The organism is Edaphobacter sp. FHG110511_03, assembly GCF_059115365.1.
This window is the reverse complement of record NZ_JBZYWL010000001.1, coordinates 1,029,637-1,053,714: the sequence shown is the minus strand read 5'-3', so window position 1 is coordinate 1,053,714 and position 24,078 is coordinate 1,029,637. Positions and strand designations below refer to the sequence as shown.

Annotated in this window: 19 protein-coding genes; 4 read left to right on the top strand and 15 right to left on the bottom strand. The window is 59.6% G+C overall.

Going from position 1 to position 24,078, the window contains the following annotated elements:
• Genes AC5S26_RS04220 through AC5S26_RS04210 form a run of 3 tightly spaced genes read right to left on the bottom strand, consistent with a single transcriptional unit; the run spans position 1 to position 2,829 of the window.
• Positions 1 to 657 carry a DUF2306 domain-containing protein gene (locus AC5S26_RS04220; protein WP_494183600.1) on the bottom strand — a complete coding sequence of 219 codons (657 nt, stop codon included), beginning with the start codon at positions 655 to 657 and terminating at the stop codon, positions 1 to 3.
• Positions 658 to 709: 52 nt separating this feature from the next.
• Positions 710 to 1,453, bottom strand: coding sequence for a hypothetical protein (locus AC5S26_RS04215; RefSeq protein ID WP_494183599.1), 744 nt, complete (start codon positions 1,451 to 1,453; stop codon positions 710 to 712).
• A gap of 47 nt (positions 1,454 to 1,500) precedes the next feature.
• Complete coding sequence (locus AC5S26_RS04210) at positions 1,501 to 2,829, bottom strand: MFS transporter (RefSeq protein WP_494183598.1); 1,329 nt, start codon at positions 2,827 to 2,829, stop codon at positions 1,501 to 1,503.
• 304 nt (positions 2,830 to 3,133) lie between these two features.
• On the opposite strand from AC5S26_RS04210, the gene AC5S26_RS04205 reads away from it, so the two are divergent.
• Positions 3,134 to 4,750, top strand: coding sequence for a hypothetical protein (locus AC5S26_RS04205; protein ID WP_494183597.1), 1,617 nt, complete (start codon positions 3,134 to 3,136; stop codon positions 4,748 to 4,750).
• Positions 4,751 to 4,755: 5 nt separating this feature from the next.
• On the opposite strand, the gene AC5S26_RS04200 is transcribed toward AC5S26_RS04205, so the two are convergent.
• The 3 genes from AC5S26_RS04200 to AC5S26_RS04190 are packed head-to-tail and all read right to left on the bottom strand — an operon-like array spanning position 4,756 to position 7,169.
• Entirely contained in the window at positions 4,756 to 5,232 is a 477-nt protein-coding gene (locus AC5S26_RS04200) for a peroxiredoxin (RefSeq protein ID WP_494183596.1), read from the bottom strand.
• Between the two features lie 30 nt (positions 5,233 to 5,262).
• Positions 5,263 to 6,075 (bottom strand): glutaminyl-peptide cyclotransferase, encoded by an 813-nt coding sequence (locus tag AC5S26_RS04195; protein ID WP_494183595.1) that lies wholly within the window; start codon positions 6,073 to 6,075, stop codon positions 5,263 to 5,265.
• Positions 6,076 to 6,095: 20 nt separating this feature from the next.
• Positions 6,096 to 7,169, bottom strand: a complete 1,074-nt coding sequence (locus tag AC5S26_RS04190; RefSeq protein ID WP_494183594.1) for an ACP S-malonyltransferase — start codon at positions 7,167 to 7,169, stop codon at positions 6,096 to 6,098.
• Positions 7,170 to 7,281: 112 nt separating this feature from the next.
• Here AC5S26_RS04190 and AC5S26_RS04185 point away from each other — a divergent pair, with 112 nt between their 5' ends.
• Positions 7,282 to 7,728 carry a hypothetical protein gene (locus AC5S26_RS04185; protein WP_494183593.1) on the top strand — a complete coding sequence of 149 codons (447 nt, stop codon included), beginning with the start codon at positions 7,282 to 7,284 and terminating at the stop codon, positions 7,726 to 7,728.
• 58 nt (positions 7,729 to 7,786) lie between these two features.
• Here the strand turns inward: AC5S26_RS04185 and AC5S26_RS04180 are convergent, their stop codons facing one another.
• The 6 genes from AC5S26_RS04180 to AC5S26_RS04155 form a co-directional block, all read right to left on the bottom strand.
• Complete coding sequence (locus AC5S26_RS04180) at positions 7,787 to 10,858, bottom strand: ligand-binding sensor domain-containing diguanylate cyclase (RefSeq protein ID WP_494183592.1); 3,072 nt, start codon at positions 10,856 to 10,858, stop codon at positions 7,787 to 7,789.
• A 185-nt stretch (positions 10,859 to 11,043) separates the two neighbouring features.
• Positions 11,044 to 11,343, bottom strand: coding sequence for a hypothetical protein (locus AC5S26_RS04175; protein ID WP_494183591.1), 300 nt, complete (start codon positions 11,341 to 11,343; stop codon positions 11,044 to 11,046).
• Positions 11,344 to 11,377: 34 nt separating this feature from the next.
• A complete protein-coding gene (locus tag AC5S26_RS04170; protein ID WP_494183590.1) occupies positions 11,378 to 12,034 on the bottom strand; it encodes a DUF4230 domain-containing protein in 657 nt (218 codons plus the stop codon).
• A gap of 118 nt (positions 12,035 to 12,152) precedes the next feature.
• Positions 12,153 to 12,674 (bottom strand): PEP-CTERM sorting domain-containing protein, encoded by a 522-nt coding sequence (locus AC5S26_RS04165; protein WP_494183589.1) that lies wholly within the window; start codon positions 12,672 to 12,674, stop codon positions 12,153 to 12,155.
• Between the two features lie 385 nt (positions 12,675 to 13,059).
• Complete coding sequence (gene pyrG, locus AC5S26_RS04160) at positions 13,060 to 14,724, bottom strand: CTP synthase (RefSeq protein ID WP_494183588.1); 1,665 nt, start codon at positions 14,722 to 14,724, stop codon at positions 13,060 to 13,062.
• 212 nt (positions 14,725 to 14,936) lie between these two features.
• Positions 14,937 to 15,728 (bottom strand): nuclear transport factor 2 family protein, encoded by a 792-nt coding sequence (locus AC5S26_RS04155; RefSeq protein ID WP_494183587.1) that lies wholly within the window; start codon positions 15,726 to 15,728, stop codon positions 14,937 to 14,939.
• Positions 15,729 to 15,920: 192 nt separating this feature from the next.
• Between AC5S26_RS04155 and AC5S26_RS04150 the strand changes: the two genes are divergently transcribed.
• Entirely contained in the window at positions 15,921 to 17,561 is a 1,641-nt protein-coding gene (locus AC5S26_RS04150; protein ID WP_494183586.1) for a PQQ-dependent sugar dehydrogenase, read from the top strand.
• 144 nt (positions 17,562 to 17,705) lie between these two features.
• Here the strand turns inward: AC5S26_RS04150 and AC5S26_RS04145 are convergent, their stop codons facing one another.
• The 3 genes from AC5S26_RS04145 to AC5S26_RS04135 form a co-directional block, all read right to left on the bottom strand.
• The gene (locus AC5S26_RS04145; RefSeq protein ID WP_494183585.1) at positions 17,706 to 18,257 is read right to left on the bottom strand and encodes a cupin domain-containing protein; all 552 of its coding nucleotides are present in this window, start codon (positions 18,255 to 18,257) and stop codon (positions 17,706 to 17,708) included.
• A 6-nt stretch (positions 18,258 to 18,263) separates the two neighbouring features.
• Positions 18,264 to 18,875: a TetR/AcrR family transcriptional regulator gene (locus tag AC5S26_RS04140; protein WP_494183584.1), complete on the bottom strand. Its 612-nt coding sequence runs from the start codon at positions 18,873 to 18,875 to the stop codon at positions 18,264 to 18,266.
• A 180-nt stretch (positions 18,876 to 19,055) separates the two neighbouring features.
• Positions 19,056 to 20,648 (bottom strand): YXWGXW repeat-containing protein, encoded by a 1,593-nt coding sequence (locus AC5S26_RS04135; protein WP_494183583.1) that lies wholly within the window; start codon positions 20,646 to 20,648, stop codon positions 19,056 to 19,058.
• Between the two features lie 522 nt (positions 20,649 to 21,170).
• Between AC5S26_RS04135 and AC5S26_RS04130 the strand changes: the two genes are divergently transcribed.
• Complete coding sequence (locus AC5S26_RS04130) at positions 21,171 to 24,020, top strand: aconitate hydratase (RefSeq protein WP_494183582.1); 2,850 nt, start codon at positions 21,171 to 21,173, stop codon at positions 24,018 to 24,020.
• Positions 24,021 to 24,078: the final 58 nt, after the last annotated feature.

Here is a 24,078-nt window from a genome sequence, read left to right as displayed (position 1 = left end):
TCAGACTGCCGGGTTCAACTCCATCGGATGGCGATGAAGGTACCACTCGCCGGCAGCGTAGGTGACACCAAATCCAATCCAGAAGGCGATACCGAAGAACTGCCGGGGTTCAAGATGCGTAAGACGCGCCGTGGCGAAAAAGACGCCCATGACCGGTCGCGTGGTTGCGATCCCCAAAAGGACGGCGATCCCTCGCATCATCCACTCCCGGTAGTACAGGTTGTGCCTCAGAAAGAGCGTCAGCGCTCGCAGGAACGAGAAGAGAAAGATTCCATCGAATACGATAATGGCGGAGAGCTCCGTCACCCCGCCAACAGGTGACGCGACCATCGGAATTGCGGTGAGCCCCACGATGAAACCAAGCAGGAACAACGCCCAGCTGATGCGGCGGTGCAGAGCCTCCTTGACGCGCAGTCGCACCGAAAACCAGAACGGCAGCAACAGCACAAAAATCAGCGCTGGAATGACATGCGCGAGGGTGAGTGCTTTGCGGGCCGCAAAGCCCGCGTCGAGATCGCCGTACTGCCCTGCCCGAGTCGCAGTCTGGACGATCAGAAGGGCGACGATACGACGCAACGCGGCCGCAGCTGCAATAAAACAAAGGACATAAAGGACTGAACGCATCCACGGGGACTGCCGGATTGCGGTTGTCGTCATCGCGATCTCCTCCGGACGGGCATGGACCCGCCATGGCGATCGGCCCCCGCTGCTAGAAGCCCTGATCGGGCCGGAAGGCAGTCGCCTTGTTGTTAACAAACGTTACGGCGAGAGGCTTGCCTAAGTTCGCGTAAACAACCAGGCGGTTGCCATATTCGTTGCTGACGCTCTTGCTGACCTGCCCTAAAGCCAGTTGCGTCTCCCGTTCGCTCATCCCGAGGATGACCTGGTGGGAATCGATGGCCTTCCAGATCTCCGGCCCCCAGTGCTTATACAGCTCATGAGGATCGTCGTAGAAGAAGATCTCGTCCAGATAGAAGGTGTATTGACCTGACTCGTGATAGCCGACAGGAACACCATATTGCTTCGTCGGAGCGTCCGAACCGGGCAGGGTAAAGAGCATCAGAACCTGCCGGTCGCCACCGGGAATCCGATGAGTAGCCGACTTTGGAGCGACCTGCTCGACAAAATCCTTCACCTCGAGCTTCTGCGCTCCAAGCAGCGTGCCGATGGTCTTCGCGTAATCCACATGTTTTCCGTTGGCAGGGTAGTAGTCCATCTGGCCGCCGGCAGAGATCCATAGAGATGAGCCGTTTAGCTCTCTCGCGTCGGCCATGGAGGACTGGCGCTTCTTCTTGAGGAAGACCAGGTCGTCATCAGCGATCTTCTCGCGTACAGGCGCGGCAACTGACTTCTCCGGCGCATTGCGCTCCCGGTAGATCATCCCGACTCGCACCCCGGCCACCACGAACACCAGCAGGGTTCCCCCGATTGCCCATTTTGCTCCGCTCTGCATTCGCCTTATCCCTCCGGAATTCTTACCTTTGTGCGCTGGGGTGTACTTTAGTCGATCGGCTCGGCTGTGCTCAACTCCCGGTTGGCTTCCATCAGGGATTCGACGGTAAGAGCGTCAGCGCGACGGAGCCTGGGAAAGAGCACTGAGGCGGAGCCGGTGACAATCAGCGAGGCGATGCCTCCTACGATGACTGCGGGCACTGCTCCCCACCAGCTCGCGGTAACGCCGCTCTCGAACTCGCCAAACTCGTTGGAGGCTCCCACAAAAAGCCAGTTGACGGCGCTGACGCGTCCGCGCATCTCAGGCGGCGTGGCAAGCTGCAGCATGCTCGAACGGACCACCACGCTGACCATGTCGCTGGCCCCCGTGACCAGAAGCGCCGCCAGGCTCAGCCAAAGGTTCCGGGACAGGCCGAAGACGATGGTTGCGACGCCATAGATGGCGACGCAGGTCAGCATCGTGACTCCGGCGCGGCGTTTGATCGGTCTTATCACCAGCAGCAGCGAGACGATCAATGCGCCCATGCTGGGCATGGCTCGGAGAAGGCCCAGGCCGCGAGGCCCGGCGTGCAGGATCTCGGTCGCAAAGATGGGAAGCAGCGCCACCGCCCCACCCAGCATGACCGCAAAGAGGTCCAGGGAGATGGAGCCTAGCAGAAGCTTAGTGCGCCAGACATATTCCAGACCGGCAAGCAAGGTCTTTGCATTGAAAGAGGTTGCCTTTCTTTCGACAGGCTCAGGACGGATCATGCCGATAAGAACAATAAATCCCGTGAGCATGACCAGGGTCAGCATATAAACCACGGGAGCACCGCGCCATCGCTCCAATACCCCTGAAAGAGGAAGCGTAAAGAGCACGCCGCCGACGGCGGGACCGGACATATTGGCGATCTGGTAGATCGTCGCGCCCCAGGTCACGGCGTTGACGAAGTGGTCCTTGGGGACAAGGCTGGGAAGCAGCGCGCTGGAGGCCGGGCCGCTGAAGGCCCTTCCCATGCCGATGCCGACCAGCACCGCGTAAATAGGCCAGATGCGTCCTCCCGCCAGCGCCCACGAACTGAAAGAAAGCCAGAGCAGGACGGCCGTACAGACAGCCTGGAGACCGTAGCAGAGCAGGATAATCTTGCGGCGATCGTAGCGATCCGCCGCATGTCCGGCTGCCAGCATGAAGATCAGGCCGGGAAGAAATAAGGCAAGACCGGTAAGTCCAAGGTCGAGAGCGGAGTGCGTGATCTGGTAGACCTGCCATGCGACTGCAACCGACTGCGCTTCGGCCCCTACGATCGCCATCAGCCTCGCGCTCTGATAAAGCCGGAAGTTGCGCGAGCGAAAGGCATCCCCAGCTCGCGCGGGCGTTCGACTCTCACCATCAGCCATAGCTCTATGCTGTCATACTTTACGGCCCGGATGCGTCTCTTCGCTCCGGGGACGTCGAAGCAGGTCATAGAGATACCAATGACAGGCCGTACCGGGACCGATCCGCCCCCATTCGACGGAGATCGTCTCTCCTGAGAGAGTAGATATTGGACGCTCGAGACAAATCCCGTCTCACGCGTTCCCTGTCACCCAACTGGACTATGTCAGGGAGCGCCAAAACGATTTATTGTTCATGCACGCTTGATGTCTGAAATTCCGGAACACATTCTGTCTTGGTAAAGAGGGCCTCTTGAGATTTCAAACGATGAAACGGATTCCGGGTCAGAATCCGGAGCATGTTTTGGGGGTATTGGAAGTTTGTCTTCGTTCGGTATCGAAGGATATCGTCCGTGAGGGCACGAGGATCACGCTCTTCGGGTTAGGCCCGTCGCCTCGTGGAATCAATCGCCGCGACCGAACTGTCATTGACGTCAACGCGGAGGACGGCGTAACCACGATCGATGCGGACGTCAACTTCCAGGCGTCTGCGTTTCTGGGAAATACCCCGCAGGATAGCGTGGTACAGGCGAAGCTCGATCGCGTCTTCGAAGACTTGAGATCGCAGCTGGGAGTGGATCGGTGGCTCACGCCCACTCAGGAAAAGACCCCTGTCTCTGCGGAACCAGTAGCCCCTGCTCATTCCGAGACCTTGCCGGGCGCACCATTTAGTGAGGAAGCAGGGTTCTCGAGCGCCACGGCTGAAGCTTTCGAGGATACCCTTTCCAGCGAGCTAGAGCCGTCAGCGACCTCTTCCCAGACGGAGGATGGGTCCGTCGAAGCAATCCCCGAAGAAGTTCCCGAAGCGAAGGCTCCAGAGGTAGCGATACAGCCAGAGCCTGAACCAGTGGAATCGCCCGCTGTGGCGGTGCATCGTGCCCGCGAGCCTCGGGCGGAAGAGCTCAAGGAAAATGCACCGTCCGCAGCTATCGCCACGCTCGAACCGATAGTCGCCGAGCCTCAGCCGCCGGCCACTGCAGAGTCTTCGAAGAAGATCCAGCCAGAAGTTGTGACTGCTCAACTCCAGCCAGCGGTAAAAGAAGCCCTGCCTTCCGAAGAGAAGCAGCCAAAGCCCGCACCGCAAACAATGGCAGTTCAACCCAAACCTGCTGAGCCCAGACCTGCGGGCCTGGCCACGCCTCGACAGCCGGCAGCAATCGCGATAGCGCGGCCAGGCGTTGTCTTGTCGAAGCCTCCCCGGCAAGAGCCTCTCCGGGCAACGGAGATTTTGTCGCCCCGTTCCTCCAATACGTTGCTGGATGACTCAGGGTCCGAAGAGGACGAAAAGAAGTCCCGGCGGCTGAAGTGGAGCGCATGGGTGGCCGCTATCCTCGTTCTCGTTGTCGCCCCGGCCGCCTGGCTCTATCTGCCCCGTCAGCTGGAAGAGAAGGTCGCCACGGCACAGGTACGGCAGCCTCCGGTGGCCCTGCCGCAAGCTCCTCCAGCACAGCTCGCGGTGGAGACGCCTGCCACGAAAGAACCCGTCTCGGATGAAGATCCGGCGGCAGTGGTGAAAGATTGGGAGCTCGCGCTGCGTTCCCGCGACGCTGCCGCGCAGGCTGCGTTCTATGCCGATCCGGTCGCGCGATACTTCCTTCGTCACGATGTCAGCCGGGATCAGGTATTGGCCGACAAGCAGTCATCCATCGACAAGCGAAAGGGGGACTGGATGGTGAAGATGGAGCGAGTGAACCTGACACGCAAAGGCGACACAAGCGCAAAGGTAAGCCTGGTGAAGCACTATAGTGTGCAGCAGAACGGCCGAACCGTCTCCGAGTGGTTTATCCCCTCCCAGCTTCAACTGGTCCGGGCCGATGGCAAGTGGCAGATCACCTCGGAACGCGACCTCGGTTGGGCACCCTCGATGGACGATCTGGATTACTGAAGCGTCTAGCCCTTCTGTTTTTTCAACAGAGCCAGCACCTCTTCCGCATGGCCTTCAGGCTTGACCTCTTCGAAGACATGGATGAGACGCTGGCCTTTGCCTGTATCCGGGCCTACAAGGTAGGTCGTCCGCTTCACGCCTTTCACCAGCTTGCCGTACATGTTCTTCGGCTTGATCAGATCGTAGCGATTGATCAACACCATATCGGGATCGGCAAGAAGATCGTAGGGAAGGTCATACTTGTCCTTGAACTTCTTCTGGTCCTTGACGGTGTCGCGCGAGATTCCCAGCACGACGATGCCCGCCTTTTGAAATTTTTCGAAGGCATCCCGAAAGCCGCACGACTCAATAGTGCAGCCCGGTGTGTCGGCACGCGGATAGAAGAAGAGCACCACCGGCGACTTCTTGAAGTCGGAGAGAGAGACGTCCTTGCCGTCCTGATTCTGCAGCGTAAAGTCTTCTACGAGGTCGCCCGGTGTCATCTCTATTGCCTCCACTTTCTTTTAGCAAGCTTAACGGTTTACTGGCTTTGTGGCCATAGGTGGCCGATTGACGATTCGAATCTCGAAGATCGCGGGCCACTGTTTGCCCGTAACAAACAGCCGATCGTGCTGTGCGTCGTAGGCGATACCATTCAGCACCGATTCTGCATCGATCTTCTGATCCTCCGGAAGAATCCCGGTCAGGTCGATCCAGCCGATGACGTGCCCATCGTGTGGAGAGATGCGGGCGATGCGGTCCGAATGCCAGACGTTGGCATAGATCTCTCCCTTGATATATTCGAGCTCGTTAAGCTGGGACACAGATTTCGAGCCGTCCCTGACGACGATGTGGCGCGTCTCTTCAAATGTCCTGGGATTGCGAAAGCGCAGGGTCGCAGTGCCGTCGCTGGTGATGATCTCTTTGTCGGTGCGAGTCATGCCCCAGCCTTCACCGCTATACGTAAGCTGACGAACGGGACGCAGGCTGAAGCGGTCATAGACGAAGCAGACGTGAGATTGCCATGTCCACTCGTAGATCTCCGAGCCCCAATCGACGATCCCTTCGCCGAAGTATTGCGGGGGCAGATCGAGCCGTTGAAGAGTTTTCCCGTTCTCGGGCGTACTCGCCATCAGCGCCGAGTGGCCTTCACGCCCGGTGCCCTCGTAGAAGAGCCCGTCGAGAAAGAAGAAACCCTCGGTATAGCTTGACGTCGAGTGTGGATATTTCGCAATGACCTTGTAAGTGGCAACAGGAGCCATTGTCTCCGCACGCAATCCGGCAAAGCCAGTGAACAGCACAAGGCCGGCCGCTACGATGCGAGGAATTTGAGCAACGATCTGCACCGCCTGAATGACTCGAACCTTTAGCTCAGCGCAGCAAGCGTCTTTTCGAGCGAAGCCGAATCCTCAACGTTAAGCGAAGGAATCGCGGAATCCCTGCCAAGAATCTGCCGATTAAGACCGGTAAGCACCTTTCCTGGACCCACCTCGATAAAGTGGGTCGTTCCCTGTGCGGCGAGGAGGCGAATGCACTCCACCCAGCGAACCGCACCGGTTACCTGGCGGACAAGACAGTCACGAGCGTCGGGTCCGCGCGTGACCAGACGGGCGTCAACGTTTGTCGCGATAGGGAAAACAGCATCGTTGAACGCAATCCCTTCAAGATCGGTGGCAAGAAGATCTTGTGCGGGCTGCATGAGCGCGCAATGGAAGGGAGCGCTGACCTGGAGCATCACCGTTCGCTTGGCCCCGGCCTCCTTGCACAGTTCCGCGGCCCGGTGAACCGCCGCGGACGAGCCGGAGATGACAGTCTGCTCCGGCGAGTTCAGATTTGCCGGGGAGACGATGGAGCGCGCCATCTGGGCTCGTGTCGCCTCAGGGTTGGTCGCCGCTGCCGCCGAGGGCGTGCCCGCATTGGCAGCAGCCGCCGCTTCGGGGTTAGGAGCATCGGGATTTACCGGAGCAGGTGGAGCAACCGTGTTCTCATCGGAGGCCTGAGCGCACAGCTCTGCGATTTGGGCCTCGGGAAGGCCGAGAATCGCGGCCATCGCTCCCTGTCCCGCCGGAACGGCCTGCTGCATATAGCGCCCGCGTGCGCGAACCGTGCGTACCGCGTCAGAGAAGCTGAGAGTGCCCGCCGCAACATGCGCGGAGTACTCGCCAAGAGAATGGCCAGCCGCGAGTGTGGCCGTAACGCCTCGTTCCGAGAGCAACCTCGTAACTGCAACCGAGACGGTGAGGATCGCGGGCTGTGTGTGCTCGGTCAGCTTCAGCTGATCTTCGGGACCCCCGAAAATAAGCTTCGTCAACGGAAACCCCAACGCAGAGTCTGCTTCTTCAAACAGAGAACGCGCAGACGGAAAGTTATCGTAGAGGTCGCGCCCCATGCCCACTGCCTGTGAGCCCTGCCCGGGAAAGAGAAAAGCTGGTTTCATCATCGATGACTATCGTAAATGAGAGGCGTCAGGTTCCAGGCCGGATGCTGTTAGTCTTCCTGTGATTCAAGGCAGGGCAAGGTCGATCTCTCCGGAGAAGAAAAGAGACAACGGAATGGCTGCTCGAATCAGCAGAGTCCTCGCACTGGCCACGGCTCTCCTTGCGTACGCTGCAATACCTGCCACCGCGCAGGCACCGCCTGAACCCGCGCTCTCCGCGACGCAAACAACGGTCGTGAACCGGAAGATCGCGGCTCTGCACTCCGAGGCCGACCGCAAGGTAGCCAGTGAGTGGAGCAACTCGAAGAAAGTTGCCGAGATCCTGTGTCGGCCTGCGGCGACAGCGTACTGGAAGAAGAAGGCGCCGGGCGCCGATCGCGTCTTTCTAGGCACATCAGCGCCTGAGACACTCATCCTTGAGAGCAATCAGAGACTTACCGGCTCTGGCCAATACCGCACGCCGAAGGGCTGGACGGATTTCCGATTTACCTGCGACCTCGATCCGGAAAAAGGAACCGTCACGGCCTTTGCCGCAACGCCTCCCCAATCCGGGGGGCAATAAACCAGCTCGGGCATCGCAGCTCTTCCGCGAACAGGCAGAGAGACTGCTCCGCCTGCCGTCAGTCATCTTCTAGCTCTTCATAGAAAACGACCCGGTCGCGTCCGTCGGCCTTGGCGCGATAAAGAGCCTCATCCGCGCGGCGGATAAGTTCTTCGACGACAGCGATGCTGGGATCGTACCAGGTCGTTCCGAAGCTCGACGTGACACGCATTGGTTTGCCCTCGAACAAAAAAGGCTCGCTGGAAATCGCCCTCACGAGCTGATCGAGCCGGGTGTGCGGATCGCGAAAGGGCAGGCTTGGCAGAACGATAAGGAACTCCTCGCCGCCATAGCGCCCGATGAAATCATACGGACGAATGTTATGAAGCATCCGCGAAGCTACATCCCTCAGGATGGAATCCCCCGCCAGATGCCCCAACGTGTCGTTGATCTGCTTGAAGTGATCGATATCGGCGAGCACGACAGCCAGCGAGGTCCCCGTGCGCCGCGCGCGATCCATCTCGCGGATCAGGATGTCGATAATCGCGGAGCGGTTCCAGATTCCGGTCAGGGCATCTCGGGTGGCCTGGTGGCTGAGAGCCTCCCGTACTGCGACCAGCTCTGCCTTCTCTGCCTCCAGTTCGCGCGTTCGCTGCGCCACCAGTTGGCGCAGCATGCGCTGGCGGTGAAGAAGGCGGCGCTCCCGCCAGTGCCAGACGACGATCGAAGCCACGAACGAGAGAATGCCAAGCAGCAGGTACATGGCGCGGGTTCTCCACCATGGCGGCCGGACGGTAAAACGCAGCGAGAGGATCTTCGATTGCTTCTGCTGGTCAGGGTCAATCGCCTGAAGCTCGAAGCGATAGTCCCCAGGGGCGATTGCTGGATAGTGCAGCGTGTGCGATGTGGTCTCATTCCAGTCGAACTCCATCCCGGTAAGGCGGTAACGGAAGTGCACCGAGCCTTCGCGGGCTAAGTTCAGCGACGTGAATGCGATGTTGAGGGAGGCATCCTGCCACGAGGTCAGAGTCGTCGATTCCAGGTCAAGAGGTTGTGTTCCCAGATTTGCCGAAGTGAAGCGAACGTCCAGCGGGGCGGAAGAAAAGAGATGCTCGGGGTGCAACAGATGAATCGCTCCGCCGTTGGCGCCGATCCACACGGATCCGTCCGGTTCCGCAAGGAAGGCCCCCTCATCCGTGTCGTTCGAGATGAGACCATCACGGCGTGTGAGCAGGCGCCATTTCACTCCATCAAACACATTCACGCCGAGATCGGTGCCCACCCAAAGCCATCCGCGTGTGTCCAGACGCACAATCTGGACGTTGTTCGAGGCAAGGTTGGGCGGTGTAATCGAGTCCAGCGTGCGAATGCGATTGCCCTCGACACGCAGGTGAACCAACGCGGAGATTCCTCCTCCAATCCACAGCGTCCCATCCGATGCTGCCGCGATGTTGCGCATCTGGCCTCGAGTCGCCGCATCGTCGAGCACAATTCTGCTGAAGCGGCCACTTTTGTGCGAGAGCCGGTAAAGATGGTTGTCAGCTAAGAACCAGAGATCGTGGTCAGGGCTCTCCGTGGCATCCGCAAAAGCATCGCTGGAAAGCATCGGACCGGCAACTTTGTCGATGGCGGACCGATCCGGGTCGTGGACAACGTAGAGGCCGTTGCGCGACATAATCCAGATCCGATGCGAGGAATCGGTGAAGACGCGGGCCAGACTCGGGAGTCTTGACCGAAACACGATGTGTTCGAGGGCGGGATCGGTGTGGTAGACCTCGCCACTGAGCGTGAAAACCCAGAGAGAGGCATCCGTGGACTCCGCAAAGCCGGTACCGTGCAGGATCGGCAGTCCACGGAAGAGCTTCGGGGTGCTGAGCATCCGCCCTGTGTCATCGAGGCGGTTGATCTGGAACTGATCGGCAATCCAGAGATGATGGTGGCTGTCGCGAAAGATGGGCCAGACGACATCATCGTGTAGCCCCTGCGCAATGGTCCAATTCTCCACCTCGCCATAACCCTCCCAGCGCACGATTCCATGCCCTCGAGTGGAGAACCATGGAACGCCATGGCGATCGAACAGGATCGCGCTGACATCCTTGAAGTCGATGCCGTTGGCGGCGTCGAAGATCCTCCAGGAAGATCGCTCCCATCGGGCAAGGCCGCGATTCGTCTGCGTGAGAACCGCTCCCCGCGGATCTTCCACCATGGTGAGAATGCCCGCTCCACGGTAGGTGTTGAGCCCATCGTGGGACGGAATATCCCTGGAGCGGAAGGTCGCTTCGCCACGTATAAGGACACGGACGTGACTCCGGCTCCGGGCCCATAAGGTTCCCTCCCGATCTTCAAAGAGACAGGTCCAGGAATCTGCGGGGATTCCTTGAGAGCTGGAAAAGACCTCGACACGTTGGGCCTGCTTTGCCTCCAGCGGTCTCCGAATCCGGCAGATGGCGTCGCCACAGCCAAGCCAGAGATCATGCGTTGAATCCTGATTCTTTGATATGAAAACGCTATGGATCTTGGAGAGAACCGGGTTTGCAATGCCCTCCTGCGAGTCGAAGAAAGGCGCCGCCCTCCATACAGGCTGACCCTTTTGTTCTCCGATCCTGGAGATCAACATCAACGAACCGCGTGCCAGGAAGAGAATATGCTCCGGATCGATGGAGCTGATCGGCTGACCTGCACCGAATTGCATGGTGGAGGTCCCGAGAGGAATCGCGACAAAGCGAGTTCCATCGAACTGATAGAGATGATCGTTCGTAGCCACCCATATGCGTCCGGATGCATCTTTGTGCAACCCCAGTACCAGGGACTCTCCGATACCCTCCTTCGGTCCAAAACGTTGAAACCGCGCGCCATCATAGCGGAACAAGCCATTCTCCGTGGCCAGCCACAACAGGCCGGAGTTGTCCTCGACCACCCCGAAGACATCCAGATTGCGAAGGCCCTCATCCTGTCCGTAATGAAGAAAGCTGAACTGCTGGGCACCCGCTTTGGGAATCGCCGAGACGAAAATGAATGCAGCAAGGGCGAGACGCAGAAGCAGGCTTCCGCCGAGCGAGAGGGACATAGGAAGCCGAAAAGTAGCTTTGCGTTCAGGCCGGCTGCTCAACTGGAGTACCTGCGCAACACCACGGTCAGACCGAAGGAGCAATCGCTACATTCGGCCGAAGATCAGTTTTTTGGGGCCCGGGTGTCTCCTTACTGTATCAAGGGGAGTCACTTCCGGGGAACGGATCCCTGCAACTAGAACGTGATTTAAGTTGGAACTCTGGCTTTTTCCACGAGCGGGAACCAGGTAGGTGTGATCTTCAGGCCTCTACGAACTTGTCTGGAACACTAAACCCCGAGACCAAAGTCCACGTCCTGCTCATCCCCGGAGTGGGAATAGAAATCATAGGGAGTGCGGCGATTGAACTTGTAGCGCTGGCGAAGCTCGCGACCGATGAACAGGCCGAGCGCAACCGCGCCAAGACCGGCTGAAACCCATCCGATGGTCTTGATGAGAGCCGATTCTTCCTCCCCCTCAGGGAAGGGGAGATTCTTCAAGGCAGAGACGACAGAATCCTCAGTGTTGGCGGACTTCATGCAAGGATGATAGCGCAGGTTGAAGATCGCTGGCAGAACGGCGCGACCCAACAGAGGTGCTTCGGAAGCTTCCGCCAGGCATTCGTTAGCTCACATCTACTTTTTGGAAGCCAAGGCTGTAAAGCAGCGTTGTGACTGTCGCCCGCGCATTCTTTCGCGCTGCATCGAGGATTCCATCCGATAGCGCGGTTTGCTGCAATTGCTGTTCAGCCTTTACCCGCGTCTCCGATTCCAGGTTCTGATCCACAGGAACAAGAATGCCCGTGGAGCGGGCATAAACACGGGTGTGCTGATTATCCAGTGTGGTTGCAAACAGCTGCGAAGCTGGAAGCATCACGTGAATATCGCGCACTCCGTTCTTTTCCGTAATTTGAATGTCTTCAGGCTTTAGTTTCGCCAGATCGATTCCCGCAATCGCCTGACCGTGAACCACCAGAAGGATTCGGTCTCCTGCCAGCAGGTCTGGAAGAACCGCGCTCGATTTGGAGCCTTCCACGATCGTGTCCATGGAGTACACAACCGTCTCAAGCCTGTTGAGGCGCTGAATACGTTGAACTATGGCTGGAACCGAGGTATCGAACGTCGTGCTGCGTCCGGCGATGCGATCGGCGATATGCGCCATGAAACCAGAGGTCGCATGGCGCAGAAAGAGTGCAAGGATGGCAGCTCCAAGCAGTAACGCGAGCAGAAAGGTCAGTATGGGCCCTGATGAGCTGCGGCCATCGTTTGTTTGAGTCGTCATCCTGGTTTGGATGGTATCTCAGCACGGAACGACTGGCTGATCGAATCGCAGGAACAAAAGTTGAAAAAGGGTTCCTGCGAGGACGAGCTCACGCGTCCTAGCAGGTACCGGATTTCTTCTACGCTACGAATTTGCGTGCGCCAAAGGCTGCAAATCCGAGAGCCCCTGTGCTGAACAGAAGCAGAGTCGAAGGCTCAGGTGCTACCGCGGTGCTGCGCGATGCGGAGATGAACCCGCTGGAAATTTCATGACCGACCGCGTCGATATACGTATAGCCGAGCAGACCCGAGGTCAGCGAAATCGTAATGCTGTTGTTAAGCGAACCTACATAATTGACGCTGACGAGGGAGCCCAGAAGGAAATCCACGGAAGCGTTCCCGATGGAGTTGGCGAGGCCGAAGGTATCGCCGCCAATGCTGAAGCTCAGGTTCGTAAGCGCGCTGCCGGAGGCTCCGTACTGTGAGAATTCCTTGAAGAAGCCGTTGGGCGAACCGTCGATCGTGAAGGAACCCGTTCCTCCAGAGACGTTGCCGATAACGTTTGTGAGGGTGAGATCGTACGTGACAGACGAAGCATGAGCTGCGAGTGGAGCGGCAGCCAGACCGAGAATCAATACCAAAGCAGAAAGAATCTTACGCATGAAGGGGCCCCTTTAGTCCCGAGTATTGCAATGTATCTGTAAGTTGCTACACGGCTTACAGGACAGTCAACGGGAAAGAAGTTGCTTTGGAACACGCAAAAAGATGCACTCTAAATCATGAAAAATGCAACTCGACTCGCGAACAGATGAGGAATGGCAGAAAGAGTCCCCTGCGATTTCAAAGATTCCCAAATCGGAACAATTCGGGGGCTCAACAGCGAGAGACTATGCAGAATCTTGCGCAAAAAAAATAACGCATGCGCAGCCAGAATCTCACCTTGGATGTCTTCCCTGTTCGCGATTACGGTATGCAGCAAGTTGATCCGTCGCTGATTTTTGAGAATCAGCGACGCATCAGCCCACCACGAACTCAGAGTTCAGAGGATCAGGCGTTTTGAGAGACCGCCGCCGATCCCACCGATTCGTGTTCGGCACGATTGCGATAGCTCGCGCTGATGAAGTCGCGGAACAACGGGTGCGGCTCGAGTGGCTTCGATTTGAACTCGGGATGGAACTGGCAGCCGAGAAAGAATGGATGCCCGGGAATCTCGACGATCTCGACGTAAGTCGCATCGGGAGTCGTTCCGGTGAGACGGAGTCCCGCCCCGGTAAGGACAGCCTCATACTCGCGGTTGAACTCATAACGATGACGATGACGCTCCGAGATCTCGACGGTGCCGTAGGCCTTGGCCGCAAGCGATCCGGCCTCGAGCACACAAGGCCACGCTCCCAGGCGCATGGTTCCGCCCATCTCTTCCACGCCGGTCAGCTCGCGGAGTTTGTAGATGATGCGATGCGGCGTTGCGGGATCGAACTCGCCGGAGTTAGCGTCCTTCAGGCCACAAACGTTGCGTGCGTACTCGATGCATGCCGTCTGCATTCCAAGACAAATCCCGAAATAAGGTGTGCCGCTCTCCCGCGCATAGCGGATCGCGTTGAGCATGCCCTCGATGCCGCGCTTCCCGAAGCCGCCGGGAACCAGGATGCCGTCGAAGCCCTCAAGCTGGCGCTGGTAGTCGAGATTCGCGCGCCCGTCGGCATCATGCGTCTCCAGGCCCTCCGCCTCGATCCACGTAACGCGCAGCTTGAGATTGTGGGCGAGCGCGCCATGGACCAGAGCCTCCTTCAGAGACTTGTAGGAATCCTCGTACTCAACGTACTTACCGACAATCCCGATGGAGACCTCATCCTGCGGGTTGTACGCCCGATGAACGATGTCCTTCCACCGCGAGAGATCAGGCTCGGCCGCATCGATGTGCAGGTAACGCAAGGCGAGCGCATCGACACCCTCCTGCGCGAAGTTCAGGGGAACCTCGTAGATGCTGTCGACGTCGCGGGCGGCGATAACGGCCTGCTCTTCGACGTTGCAGAAAGCGGCGATCTTCTGGCGCATCTCGCGCGGAACGGCGCGGTCTGAGCGGCAGAGAAGAATGTCGGGCTGAATGCCGATCGAGAGCATCTCCTTCACCGAGTGCTGCGTGGGCTTGGTCTTCAGCTCTTGCGCGGCGGCAATCCACGGGATCAGCGTGACGTGGACGAAGACCGTATTTTCCCGGCCGAGGTCCTGGCGCATCTGGCGAATGGCTTCAAGGAAGGGGAGCGACTCGATGTCGCCAACCGTTCCGCCGATCTCGACGATGGTAACGTCCGTGTCCTGCGCGACCTTGCGCATGGCATTTTTTATCTCGTTGGTGACGTGCGGAATCACCTGGACCGTCTTGCCCAGGTAGTCGCCGCGGCGCTCCTTGGTGATGATCTGCTCATAAATGCGCCCGGTGGTCAGGTTGTTGTCGCGAGAAAGGCGGGCATGCGTAAAGCGCTCGTAGTGGCCAAGATCGAGATCAGTCTCGGCGCCATCGTCGGTGACGAACACCTCGCCGTGCTGGAACGGCGACATGGTGCCGGGGTCGACATTCAGGTAGGGATCGAACTTCATCAGGTTGACGCGGAGACCGCGGGCCTCCAGCAGGCAGCCGATCGAGGCCGCTGCCAGGCCCTTTCCTAACGAAGACACAACGCCGCCCGTTACGAAGATGTACTTTGCAGACATTTCCGCGACCCCTTGAAATTGAATGGAAGTTTGTGCGTGGTGTGCACGATTAAGTATATCGCAGGGTTCGGGGCTGCAGACAATATCTGTAGAGATAGGTTGTTAGCAAAACGTGGAAATCATGGAACGGTCAAGACGAATTCGGCAAATACGTGTCTTGCCGGCGCTGGAGAAGGATTAGAGGCGTCCGGTCCCCGGCCGTGAACGAATCTTCACTGATGGTGGTCATAGCTGATGATGCGAACCAGTTTCCAGCTTCCGCTTGCCTTCGACCATACCTCGGTGAAGCGTGCCTCTGCGTCGAGGCGTTCGCTGCCGTCCTTTTGTTTTGCGTAGAACCGGTGGGTTCCAGCCTCAATGGCGCCGAATCCCGGAGCGGCGTCGACCACCAGGGAATTTTGCACCAGCTCCCGGCGCAGTACGAGGCCCTCTCCACAGCGCTGGCGTAGCGAGTCGAGTTGAAACTGATAACCGGTTCTGCCTCCCTGATCGTGGTAGAACTCGAGATCGGGGCTGAGGAAACTCGCGTATGCATCAACGTTGCAGGCGTCGAAGGCTGCAAACAGGTTGTGGTCTGCGTCGCTGATCTCGGCCATCAACTTGTCATGGGGAAGCAGACCCGGCGCAGGGCTTACGTCGATCGTTGCCTGCATCTTTCCGGTTGCGGTTCCCACAAGGTGGTCTCCCTGCCGCTTCAGCTTGAAATCGAGCCCCCCGCCGGCCTCCATGTGAAAGCGAATCTCATCGCCCGTGAGCTGAACTCCAGAGATCGGCATCAGCTTGTCGATGCCGGAACCCGCACCGCCGGTCAGGGTACCACCGTTGTCGGCAAACATCAGCACGGCGTTGTCACGTCTGGGCTTGCCGTCCGGAGTGCTGACATTGAAGGAGCCGAACCAGGTTCCCGCGAACGCGGCGGCGGGAGCAGGTTTGCCCATCTGCGCCAGGGACACTGCACCCAGCAGCATGCAGAGGGTGTAAGAGAGCGGGGATCTCGTCAGCATGCAGGCTCATACGCATCCGGATGAGGCACAGTTCCCGCGCCCTTTTGGCAGCCGTTTAGTGATAGGGCGCGAGACCCATGCCGGGGTTCATCCGTCACTGCTACAGTTAATACCCCCGGGCTTTTGTTTGGAGGTTGTTCACCCACCTCCGTCGATTTAGCGGAAAACGATCTTCTGGAAGAGAGGGATAGCTTGAAACAGAAAACTTCATCGCTGGTCTTGGCGTTATTTGTGGCAGTTACGACGGTCTCCGCCCAGAGCTTCCATGATGCTCCCGCCTCCGCGGCAGCCGTGACCAATCCACACACCGGCCCGTCGGACGTTGAGGCAGGGGGCAAGGTCTACCAAACTCGGTGCGCTGCCTGTCATGGGCCAACGGCGAAGGGGGTGGCGAATATTCCCGCGTTGGCAAGCGGAGCGACGCAATCAGCCAAGCCCGGCGACGTCTTCTGGTACATCACCAGGGGTGACCTGGCCAACGGCATGCCTTCGTGGTCGTCGCTTCCAGAGACGGACCGCTGGCAGGTGGTGAGCTATCTGAAGTCTCTGGGCAGCGGGGCTTCGGCGCCCAACACTGCCGCTACCGGATCAGAGTCTGCCAAGGCGAAGTTTGAGGCTCCTGATCCGAAGCCGCCGTTTACGGATTTTCGTTTCGAGAAGCCAGGTCTCTCTCGGCACATCACCGTGGCCGATCTGCCACAGCCCTATGCGACGGAGTCGGCGGGCAATGGACCTACGGTTGTTGCGAAGCCAGAGGGCGTATGGCCGCTGGTGCCGGAGGGATTCAAGGTCGAGTTGTACTCGAAAGACGTTGATGGTCCGCGCATGATCCGCACCGCTCCAAACGGGGATTATGTCGTGACCGAGAGCGAAAAGGGGCAGGTGACGATCCTGCGCGGCCTGACGGCGGATGGCAAGGCGGAGAAGGCAAGCGTGTACGCCACCGGCCTGAATCGTCCCTTCGGCATCGCGTTCTATCCGAAGGGGCCGAATCCAAAGTGGCTGTATATCGGCGATACGGACGCCGTGGTGCGCTTCCCTTACAAGAATGGCGATCTCGTGGCTACCGGCAAGCCGGAACACGTTGCTGATCTGCCGTCCGCTGGCAGCAAGGGCCATTGGACACGGGATATCCGCTTCACGCAAGACGACAAGAAGATGTTGGTATCGGTTGGCTCCGCCTCGAATGTGGATGACCCGGACACGACTCCCGGCGAGAAGAACCGCGCCGACATTCTGGAGTTCACGCCCGAAGGCAAGGGAATGAAGGTCTACGCCTACGGCATCCGCAACTGCGTGGGCGAGGCAATCAACCCCAAGACAGGCGAGCTGTGGTGCTCGGTAAACGAGCGCGATGCACTGGGCGACAACCTTGTCCCGGACTACATCACGCATGTGCAGCCAGGAGGCTTCTACGGCTGGCCGTGGTGGTACATGGGAGCGCATCAGGATCCGCGTCATGCAGGCAAGCGTCCTGAGCTGAAGGACAAGGCCATTGTTCCCGACGTCCTGATGAATCCGCACAACGCTTCGCTGGGCATTCTGTTCTACGAGGGCAGTCAGTTTCCGGCGGAGTACAAGGGAGACCTCTTCGCCGCGGAGCACGGCTCATGGAACCGAGCGGCTCGCGTTGGCTACGAGCTGGTGCGAGTGCCGATGCTGCCCAACGGCCGTGCCAAGGGTGAGTATCAGGACTTTATGACCGGCTTCGTTCTCCCGAGCGGCGATGTCTGGGGCAGACCGGTCGCGGTGACGGCAGCAACCGACGGCTCGCTGCTGGTCAGCGACGATGCGTACAACGCGATCTGGCGCATCAGCTACACAGGAAAGTAACAGCACTATCGAGTCACCGTTACAAAAGCAGAATAAAAGCAGAAAGCCCCGGGAATCCGGGGCTTTCTGCTTTTCCAGAGAAGATCGAGGCTTTATTGGAAGCGCAGCAGATGGAGCAAACGAAAATTCCCTTCTTCTGTTGTTTTAGAAAACATAGGCGCGATTCACGCTGGACAGGGTCGGGTGGGTCAATAGCTTTTTCACCGCGAACTGGCCGGGGCTGCTTTTGCAGACGCCGGGCCTTGTGCTGGAAAAGACGTGCCCGTATCGCTCGCCAATCTCCATCACTCGTTGTATCTGTTCGGTCGAGGGAATCGTAAAGCGATAAGGACTCTGATCGTAGAAGGGCAGACCGGCATCCTCGAAGAAGCGGCCAAGGTTGGGTGTGCAGGTGATGAGGACGCGAGCGTCCGAGGTTGTGGGGTTGCGGAAGCCGTGCACCTTCCTGGGGGGAACGTTGATCATCTCGCCAGGCACCGCAAAGCACCAGTCAAGGCCGGAGGGAGTCTCCAGCGCAAACTCCGGAGCACCTTCTAGAACCAGGAAGGCTTCCTGATCCGGATGGCAATGGGGAGGCACCATAACACCTGGGGGAATGGTCGCTTCAAGGACACAGTATCTGTGATTCGTTTCGGCGTCGGTCAGCTTCCATTCAAGCTCGACGCCAAGGAGTTCTATCTTCTCGGATTTGTTCATGAACATTCACTTTCTGTTTGCTGTCTTATCTCTGCTCTGCTTGGGAATGGATTTGGCCGCGTCGATCAGGGTGCTCAGAGCCCAGGTGACAGCCTCTTCCGCCTCGGGGCCCGAAAGCAGGCCGCGATCGCGAAGCAGTTGCCAGAAGGGTGCGCTGTAGATCGAGACAAAAACGGCGATAATGCGGGCCCGCTCCTTCTCCGGCAGGCCATCGAGCATGGAACCCAGGCTCCGGGCAAAGGCGGCTCGGCCTTCGATTCCTCCGCGATCGCGGACCTCCGTGCCTGCAGGCGTGTTGATGACGGCCCGAACCAGCGGTTCATTGGCCTCGAACTCCCGAAACACGCTTCGGGCAAGTGGAAGAATCTCCTCTTCCGTCTCGGGAAAGCGTGTCTGGGTCGCCTCTCGCAGCCGCTCCCACAACGCCTGAAGAAGGCTGGAGCGATCGGGAAAATAGCGGTATATGGTCCGCGCTCCCATACCAGCGGCCTCAGCGATGCTCTCGTGGGAGAAGGTTCCCCGTGGCCCCTGGCCAAGCTGGTGCATTGCCACCTCGAGGATCTGTTCGCGTGTTGCAGCCGCTTGGCGATCCCGAAGCGTTAGAACTTCTGCCTTCATGACAGTATTGTGCCACTAAGGCAGATCTATGTCAAAATTTTGGCAGGCGAAAATGTGCTGTCTTTCCTGAAAACCTGGCGCTCTTGCTGCCCGTACGAGCTCGGATGGCGAATGTAGAAGTGCCTTCGCTATAGACCACAGAGAAGAAGAGGGGCTGCATAAAGCAGCCCCTCGAATCGCCTACCTTCCGTGCCCACCACCTCCGTGTTCACCGCCATGCCCGCCGCCTCCCGGATTACCTCCGCCGCCGCCGCCATGCGGCATCTCTGGCGGTCGAGGCTGTTGCATCTGCTGCATTTGCCTGGGGGGCTGTTGCGGCATAGGTGCAGATCGATACTGCATCTGCCTCGGTGCCTGTTGCGGCGCAGGAGCAGGTCTCGGCTGTGGCATGGGCCTTGGCTGCTGTTGCGGCATGGGTCTTGGCTGCTGTTGCGACGCAGGCCGCTGCATCTGCTCCGGCGCGGGCCTCGGCTGTGACTGTGGCGTCGGCCTCGGTTGCATCTGCGAAGCCGGACGTTGTGCCGGCTGCGAAGTCGGCCTCGGCATCGGCTCCTGCGTTGGCCGGACCTGCGGTTGCTGCTGACCCGGTCGTACCTGCAGTTGCTGTGTTTGACCAGGCTGACCGGGACGGACCTGTGGCTGACCGGTTTGCATCTGTGCCTGACCGGGCCTGCCCTGAAATTGACCAGGCTGGCCAGGCCGCATCTGCGGCTGCGTAGGACGCTGGCTCACAGGCATCGGGCGAGCCACCGGGCGCTGCACTCCACGGTCCGCCTGGATCGCCTGCGGAGCCGCCGCCGTCACGGGACGGCCACGATTCGCACTGTAGAACTGCTGCCGATTCTGCGCCGCCTGTTGCCGCACCTGCAGCTGGGTGTTCATCTGTCCAAGCCGCGGCTCGCGACGAGCTGCAATCTCTGCCGGCCGCGGTCGAACCTGGATACCTCCACGCCCGCCGTTATACGAAACCCGATTATTGATGACCGTACGATTCACCACAACCGTACGGCTGTATACGTTCGTCACCCGGGTAACGTTGATCCGTGTGACCGAACGGTTATAGAAGAAGTTATTCCCGCGCCAATAGCCACCGTAGTAGCCATAGCCGGTGTACCCGAACCCATAGGGAATTCCACCGTAGAAGCCGACGTAGCGGCCCCAGTACCCGCGATGGAAGCGATAGCGTCCGCCGTAGAAGCCCCAATAGCCGGGGGTCCATAGCGCCCCGGGCCACGGCGAGGCTACCCATACTCCGGGAACCCAGTAATAACCCGCTGGAGCATAGCCCCAGTAGCCGGGAGTCCATAGATAATTCGGCTCAGGAGCTGGCGGCTGTTGATAGGTAGGCAGCTGTGGAGGAGGCTGCTCGGCCTCCAGCTCGTCATAGCTTGCTTCGTCGTCCTGAGGATTTCCCTGGGAGTCGTCATACACGCCCTGCTGGCCAGCCTGCTGCTGGTCGGGAGCCTGTTGGTCCTGTGGTTGAGCCTGCTGTTGATCCGGAGGTGGAGCACCCGCCTGCCCGCCCGTCTGCTGATACTCCTGAGCCCGCTGAACACTCTCGTTCTGGACTCCCGAAGAAGGAGGGGCTGCCTGCTGAGGCTGCTGCGCCCGAGCCACTGGTTGCTGCACTTGCCCGGGCTGCCGAGCTGCCTGTGCGTAGGGGTCGCCTGGATCGCCATTCGCGGGAGCCATATTGGCGTCCGCCGGATCAGGGCCCGTGTCCTGTGCTGCCGTGGATTGCGCTGTCACCGGAGAAGTGTGGCATCCGATCAAAACAGCGCTCCCGAAGAGAGCAATTCCCAAAAAAGAAACTGGAAGAGTTCGCAAAAATCTGGCCTGGATTCTACTTTTCACTTGTACCCTCATCGTCCAACGTACTCCTGCTGCGTATAAACACAATTCCTGGTCATGAGATGCGAATTTCGGTTAAGGTCTGTCGTTTGTCGCACCTCAAAGCTGTCCTTTCATAGAGATAAATCACTTTGCGGAGATTTATTCCCGACCTCCCCCGTGAAAGCCGCAAGGTCGGCGAACGAAATTCCCACAACCAGTAGCTTCATGAAACACTTGAGACCGCTCGAAGGCTGGTCGTAAAATGATTGCGATGGCAGGACACGGTCCACTTCTTCTCAAGCGCTATCGTCACGGTCGTCCTGACCGCGGTCGTTAATCGAGCATCTACGCTACCCCTCTAAGATTTTTGATACGCTTTTCCCCGTCGGACCGGGGCTGCTTTGGCCAGCCCCAGGCCTCCCAACCAGCGCGCCCGGCGCGCTCCCTCGGAGATAAAAAGAGATGTCCAGCTCACAGAACAATCCCGATTCCTTCAAAAGCAAAGCCGCTCTGGCTTCCGGCTCAAAAAACTACACCATCTTCCGCCTCGACGCCCTGAAGTCCGCAGGCGTCAATCTCACCCGCCTGCCCTTCTCCCTCCGCATCCTGCTCGAGAATCTGCTGCGCCACGAAGACGGCCGCACCGTCACCTCCGACGACATCAAGTTCCTTGCCAACTGGGAGCCCAAGGCCGAGCCCTCCCGCGAGATCGCCTACATGCCCGCCCGCGTCCTCATGCAGGACTTCACCGGCGTTCCCGCCATCGTCGATCTCGCCGCCATGCGCGATGCCATGAGCGCCCTCGGCGGCGATCCAGAGCGCATCAATCCGCTTCAGCCTGCTGAGCTCGTCATCGACCACTCCGTGCAGGTCGATCAGTTCGGCACCTCCAGCTCCTACGACCTCAACGCCGCGCTCGAGTTCCAGCGCAACCGCGAGCGTTACGCCTTCCTCAAGTGGGGACAGACCGCCTTCCGCAACTTCTCCGCCGTTCCTCCCGGCATGGGCATCTGCCACCAGGTCAACCTCGAGCACCTCGCCCGCGTCGTCTTCACCACCGAAGACAACCTCGCCTACCCCGACACCCTCGTCGGAACCGACTCCCACACCACCATGATCAACGGCCTGGGCGTCCTCGGTTGGGGCGTCGGAGGCATCGAGGCCGAGGCCGCCATGCTCGGCCAGCCGGTCTCCATGCTGGTCCCGCAGGTCGTCGGCTTCAGGCTGACCGGCAAGCTCAAGGAAGGCACCACCGCCACCGACCTCGTCCTCACCGTCACCGAAGCCCTCCGCAAGCTCGGCGTCGTCGGCAAGTTCGTCGAGTTCTACGGCCCCGGCGTCTCCGAGCTTCCCCTCGCCGACCGCGCCACCATCGCCAACATGGCTCCCGAGTACGGCGCCACCTGCGGCATCTTCCCCGTCGACGCCGAAACCCTTCGCTACCTCCGCCTCACCGGCCGCAGCGAAGACCAAATCGCGCTCGTCGAGGCCTACTACCGCGAGCAGGGCATGTTCCACACCGCCGACGCTGCCGAAGCCGAATACTCCGCCACCATCTCGCTCGATCTCTCCACCGTCGAGCCCTCGGTCGCCGGTCCCAAGCGCCCGCAGGATCGCGTTCCCCTCTCGCAGGCTGGCCCCAGCTTCAAGCAGCAGCTGCCTACCCTCCTCGGCCCCAATGCCAACCTCAACGAGGTTCGCCAGATGCTGCGATGGGAAGGCGAGGGCGGACACGCCTCGCTCGGCGGCAATCTCGCCAGCAGTATCGGAGCTCCCACTCCTGATCCCCTCGGCTCTGCCGTGGCCACACTCGAAGCCCCAGCCATCTCCATCAAGGGCCGCTATGGCGTCGATCCCGAGCCTTACCTCGATCACGGCTCCATCGTGATCGCCGCCATCACCTCCTGCACCAACACCTCCAACCCCTACGTCATGCTCGCCGCCGGACTGCTCGCGAAAAAAGCCGTTGAGAAGGGCCTCAGCACACCGCCGTGGGTCAAGACCTCGCTCGCTCCCGGCTCCCGCGTCGTCACCGACTACTACGAGAAGGCCGGGCTGACATCCTTCCTCGACAAACTCGGTTTCCAGACCGTCGGCTACGGCTGCACCACCTGCATCGGAAACTCAGGTCCGCTGCCTACCGACGTCTCCAAGGCCATTGAAGACCACGGCCTCGTCGCCGTCTCCGTCCTCTCCGGCAATCGCAACTTCGAGGGCCGCATCTCCCCCGACGTTCGCGCCAACTACCTGATGAGCCCCCCGCTGGTCGTCGCCTACGCTCTCGCCGGTCACATCGCTCATAACTTCGAAACCGATTCGCTCGGCAAGGGCAAGGACGGCAACCCCGTCTTCCTCCGCGACATCTGGCCGACCCAGAAGGAGGTCTCCGACGCCGTCGCATCCTCCATCGACTCTCACATGTTCGAGGAAGAGTACAGCCGGGTTACCGAGGGCGACCAGAACTGGCGCGGCCTCAAGTTCCCCGAGGGCAAAACCTACGGCTGGGAGCCCGACTCCACCTACATTCGCAAGGCTCCCTACTTCGACGGCATGAAGGCCCAGCCCTCGCCCGTCGAAGACATCGCCGCTGCCCGCGTCCTCGCGGTCCTCGGCGACTCTGTCACCACCGACCACATCTCGCCCGCAGGCTCCATCAAGTTGAACGGCCCTGCAGGCAAGTACCTCACCGACAATGGCGTCAAGCCTGCTGACTTCAACAGCTACGGTTCCCGCCGCGGCAACCACGAGGTCATGGTGCGCGGAACCTTCGCCAACGTGCGACTGCGGAATAAGCTTGCGCCGGGAACGGAAGGCGGCGTCACCCGTCTGCTTCCGGACGACATTCCAATGTCGATCTACGATGCTTCGGTCGCCTACGCGCAGCGCTCCACTCCGCTCGCCATCCTCGCAGGCAAGGAGTACGGTTCCGGCTCCTCGCGTGACTGGGCAGCCAAGGGCCCGCGCCTGCTCGGCATCCGCTTCGTCGTCGCCGAAAGTTACGAGCGTATCCATCGCTCCAACCTCGTCGGCATGGGAATCCTTCCGCTCCAGTTCCTGCCCGGCCAAAATGTCGAATCCCTCCTGCTTACCGGAGAAGAAGTCTTCCGCGTCGGCCAGCCCGGCGAGCTGAAGGCCATGCTCGACTCGAAGTTCGCCAACGGCAAGGTCATCAACGTCTTCGCCGAAGACGATCTCGGCAAGACCAAAGAGTTCTCCGCCACCGTCCGCATCGACACCCCGCAGGAGATCCTCTACTACCAGAACGGCGGAATCCTGCAGTACGTCCTCCGCCAGCTCGCAGCAAAGGGATAGCCGTAAACCATCACCCTCAACAAGCCCCGGCTTAGGCCGGGGCTTCTGATTTGGCTCA

Bases quoted from the DNA above. Each gene is read 5' to 3' on its own strand.
- AC5S26_RS04145 (WP_494183585.1), bottom strand. From the start codon at position 18,257: ATGAACAAATCCGAGAAGATAGAACTCCTTGGCGTCGAGCTTGAATGG.
- AC5S26_RS04220 (WP_494183600.1), bottom strand. From the start codon at position 657: ATGACGACAACCGCAATCCGGCAGTCCCCGTGGATGCGTTCAGTCCTT.
- AC5S26_RS04155 (WP_494183587.1), bottom strand. From the start codon at position 15,728: ATGCTGACGAGATCCCCGCTCTCTTACACCCTCTGCATGCTGCTGGGT.
- AC5S26_RS04130 (WP_494183582.1), top strand. From the start codon at position 21,171: ATGTCCAGCTCACAGAACAATCCCGATTCCTTCAAAAGCAAAGCCGCT.
- AC5S26_RS04210 (WP_494183598.1), bottom strand. From the start codon at position 2,829: ATGGCTGATGGTGAGAGTCGAACGCCCGCGCGAGCTGGGGATGCCTTT.
- AC5S26_RS04200 (WP_494183596.1), bottom strand. From the start codon at position 5,232: ATGACACCGGGCGACCTCGTAGAAGACTTTACGCTGCAGAATCAGGAC.
- AC5S26_RS04205 (WP_494183597.1), top strand. From the start codon at position 3,134: ATGAAACGGATTCCGGGTCAGAATCCGGAGCATGTTTTGGGGGTATTG.
- AC5S26_RS04185 (WP_494183593.1), top strand. From the start codon at position 7,282: ATGGCTGCTCGAATCAGCAGAGTCCTCGCACTGGCCACGGCTCTCCTT.
- AC5S26_RS04140 (WP_494183584.1), bottom strand. From the start codon at position 18,875: ATGAAGGCAGAAGTTCTAACGCTTCGGGATCGCCAAGCGGCTGCAACA.
- AC5S26_RS04170 (WP_494183590.1), bottom strand. From the start codon at position 12,034: ATGACGACTCAAACAAACGATGGCCGCAGCTCATCAGGGCCCATACTG.
- AC5S26_RS04190 (WP_494183594.1), bottom strand. From the start codon at position 7,169: ATGATGAAACCAGCTTTTCTCTTTCCCGGGCAGGGCTCACAGGCAGTG.
- pyrG (WP_494183588.1), bottom strand. From the start codon at position 14,724: ATGTCTGCAAAGTACATCTTCGTAACGGGCGGCGTTGTGTCTTCGTTA.
- AC5S26_RS04165 (WP_494183589.1), bottom strand. From the start codon at position 12,674: ATGCGTAAGATTCTTTCTGCTTTGGTATTGATTCTCGGTCTGGCTGCC.
- AC5S26_RS04215 (WP_494183599.1), bottom strand. From the start codon at position 1,453: ATGCAGAGCGGAGCAAAATGGGCAATCGGGGGAACCCTGCTGGTGTTC.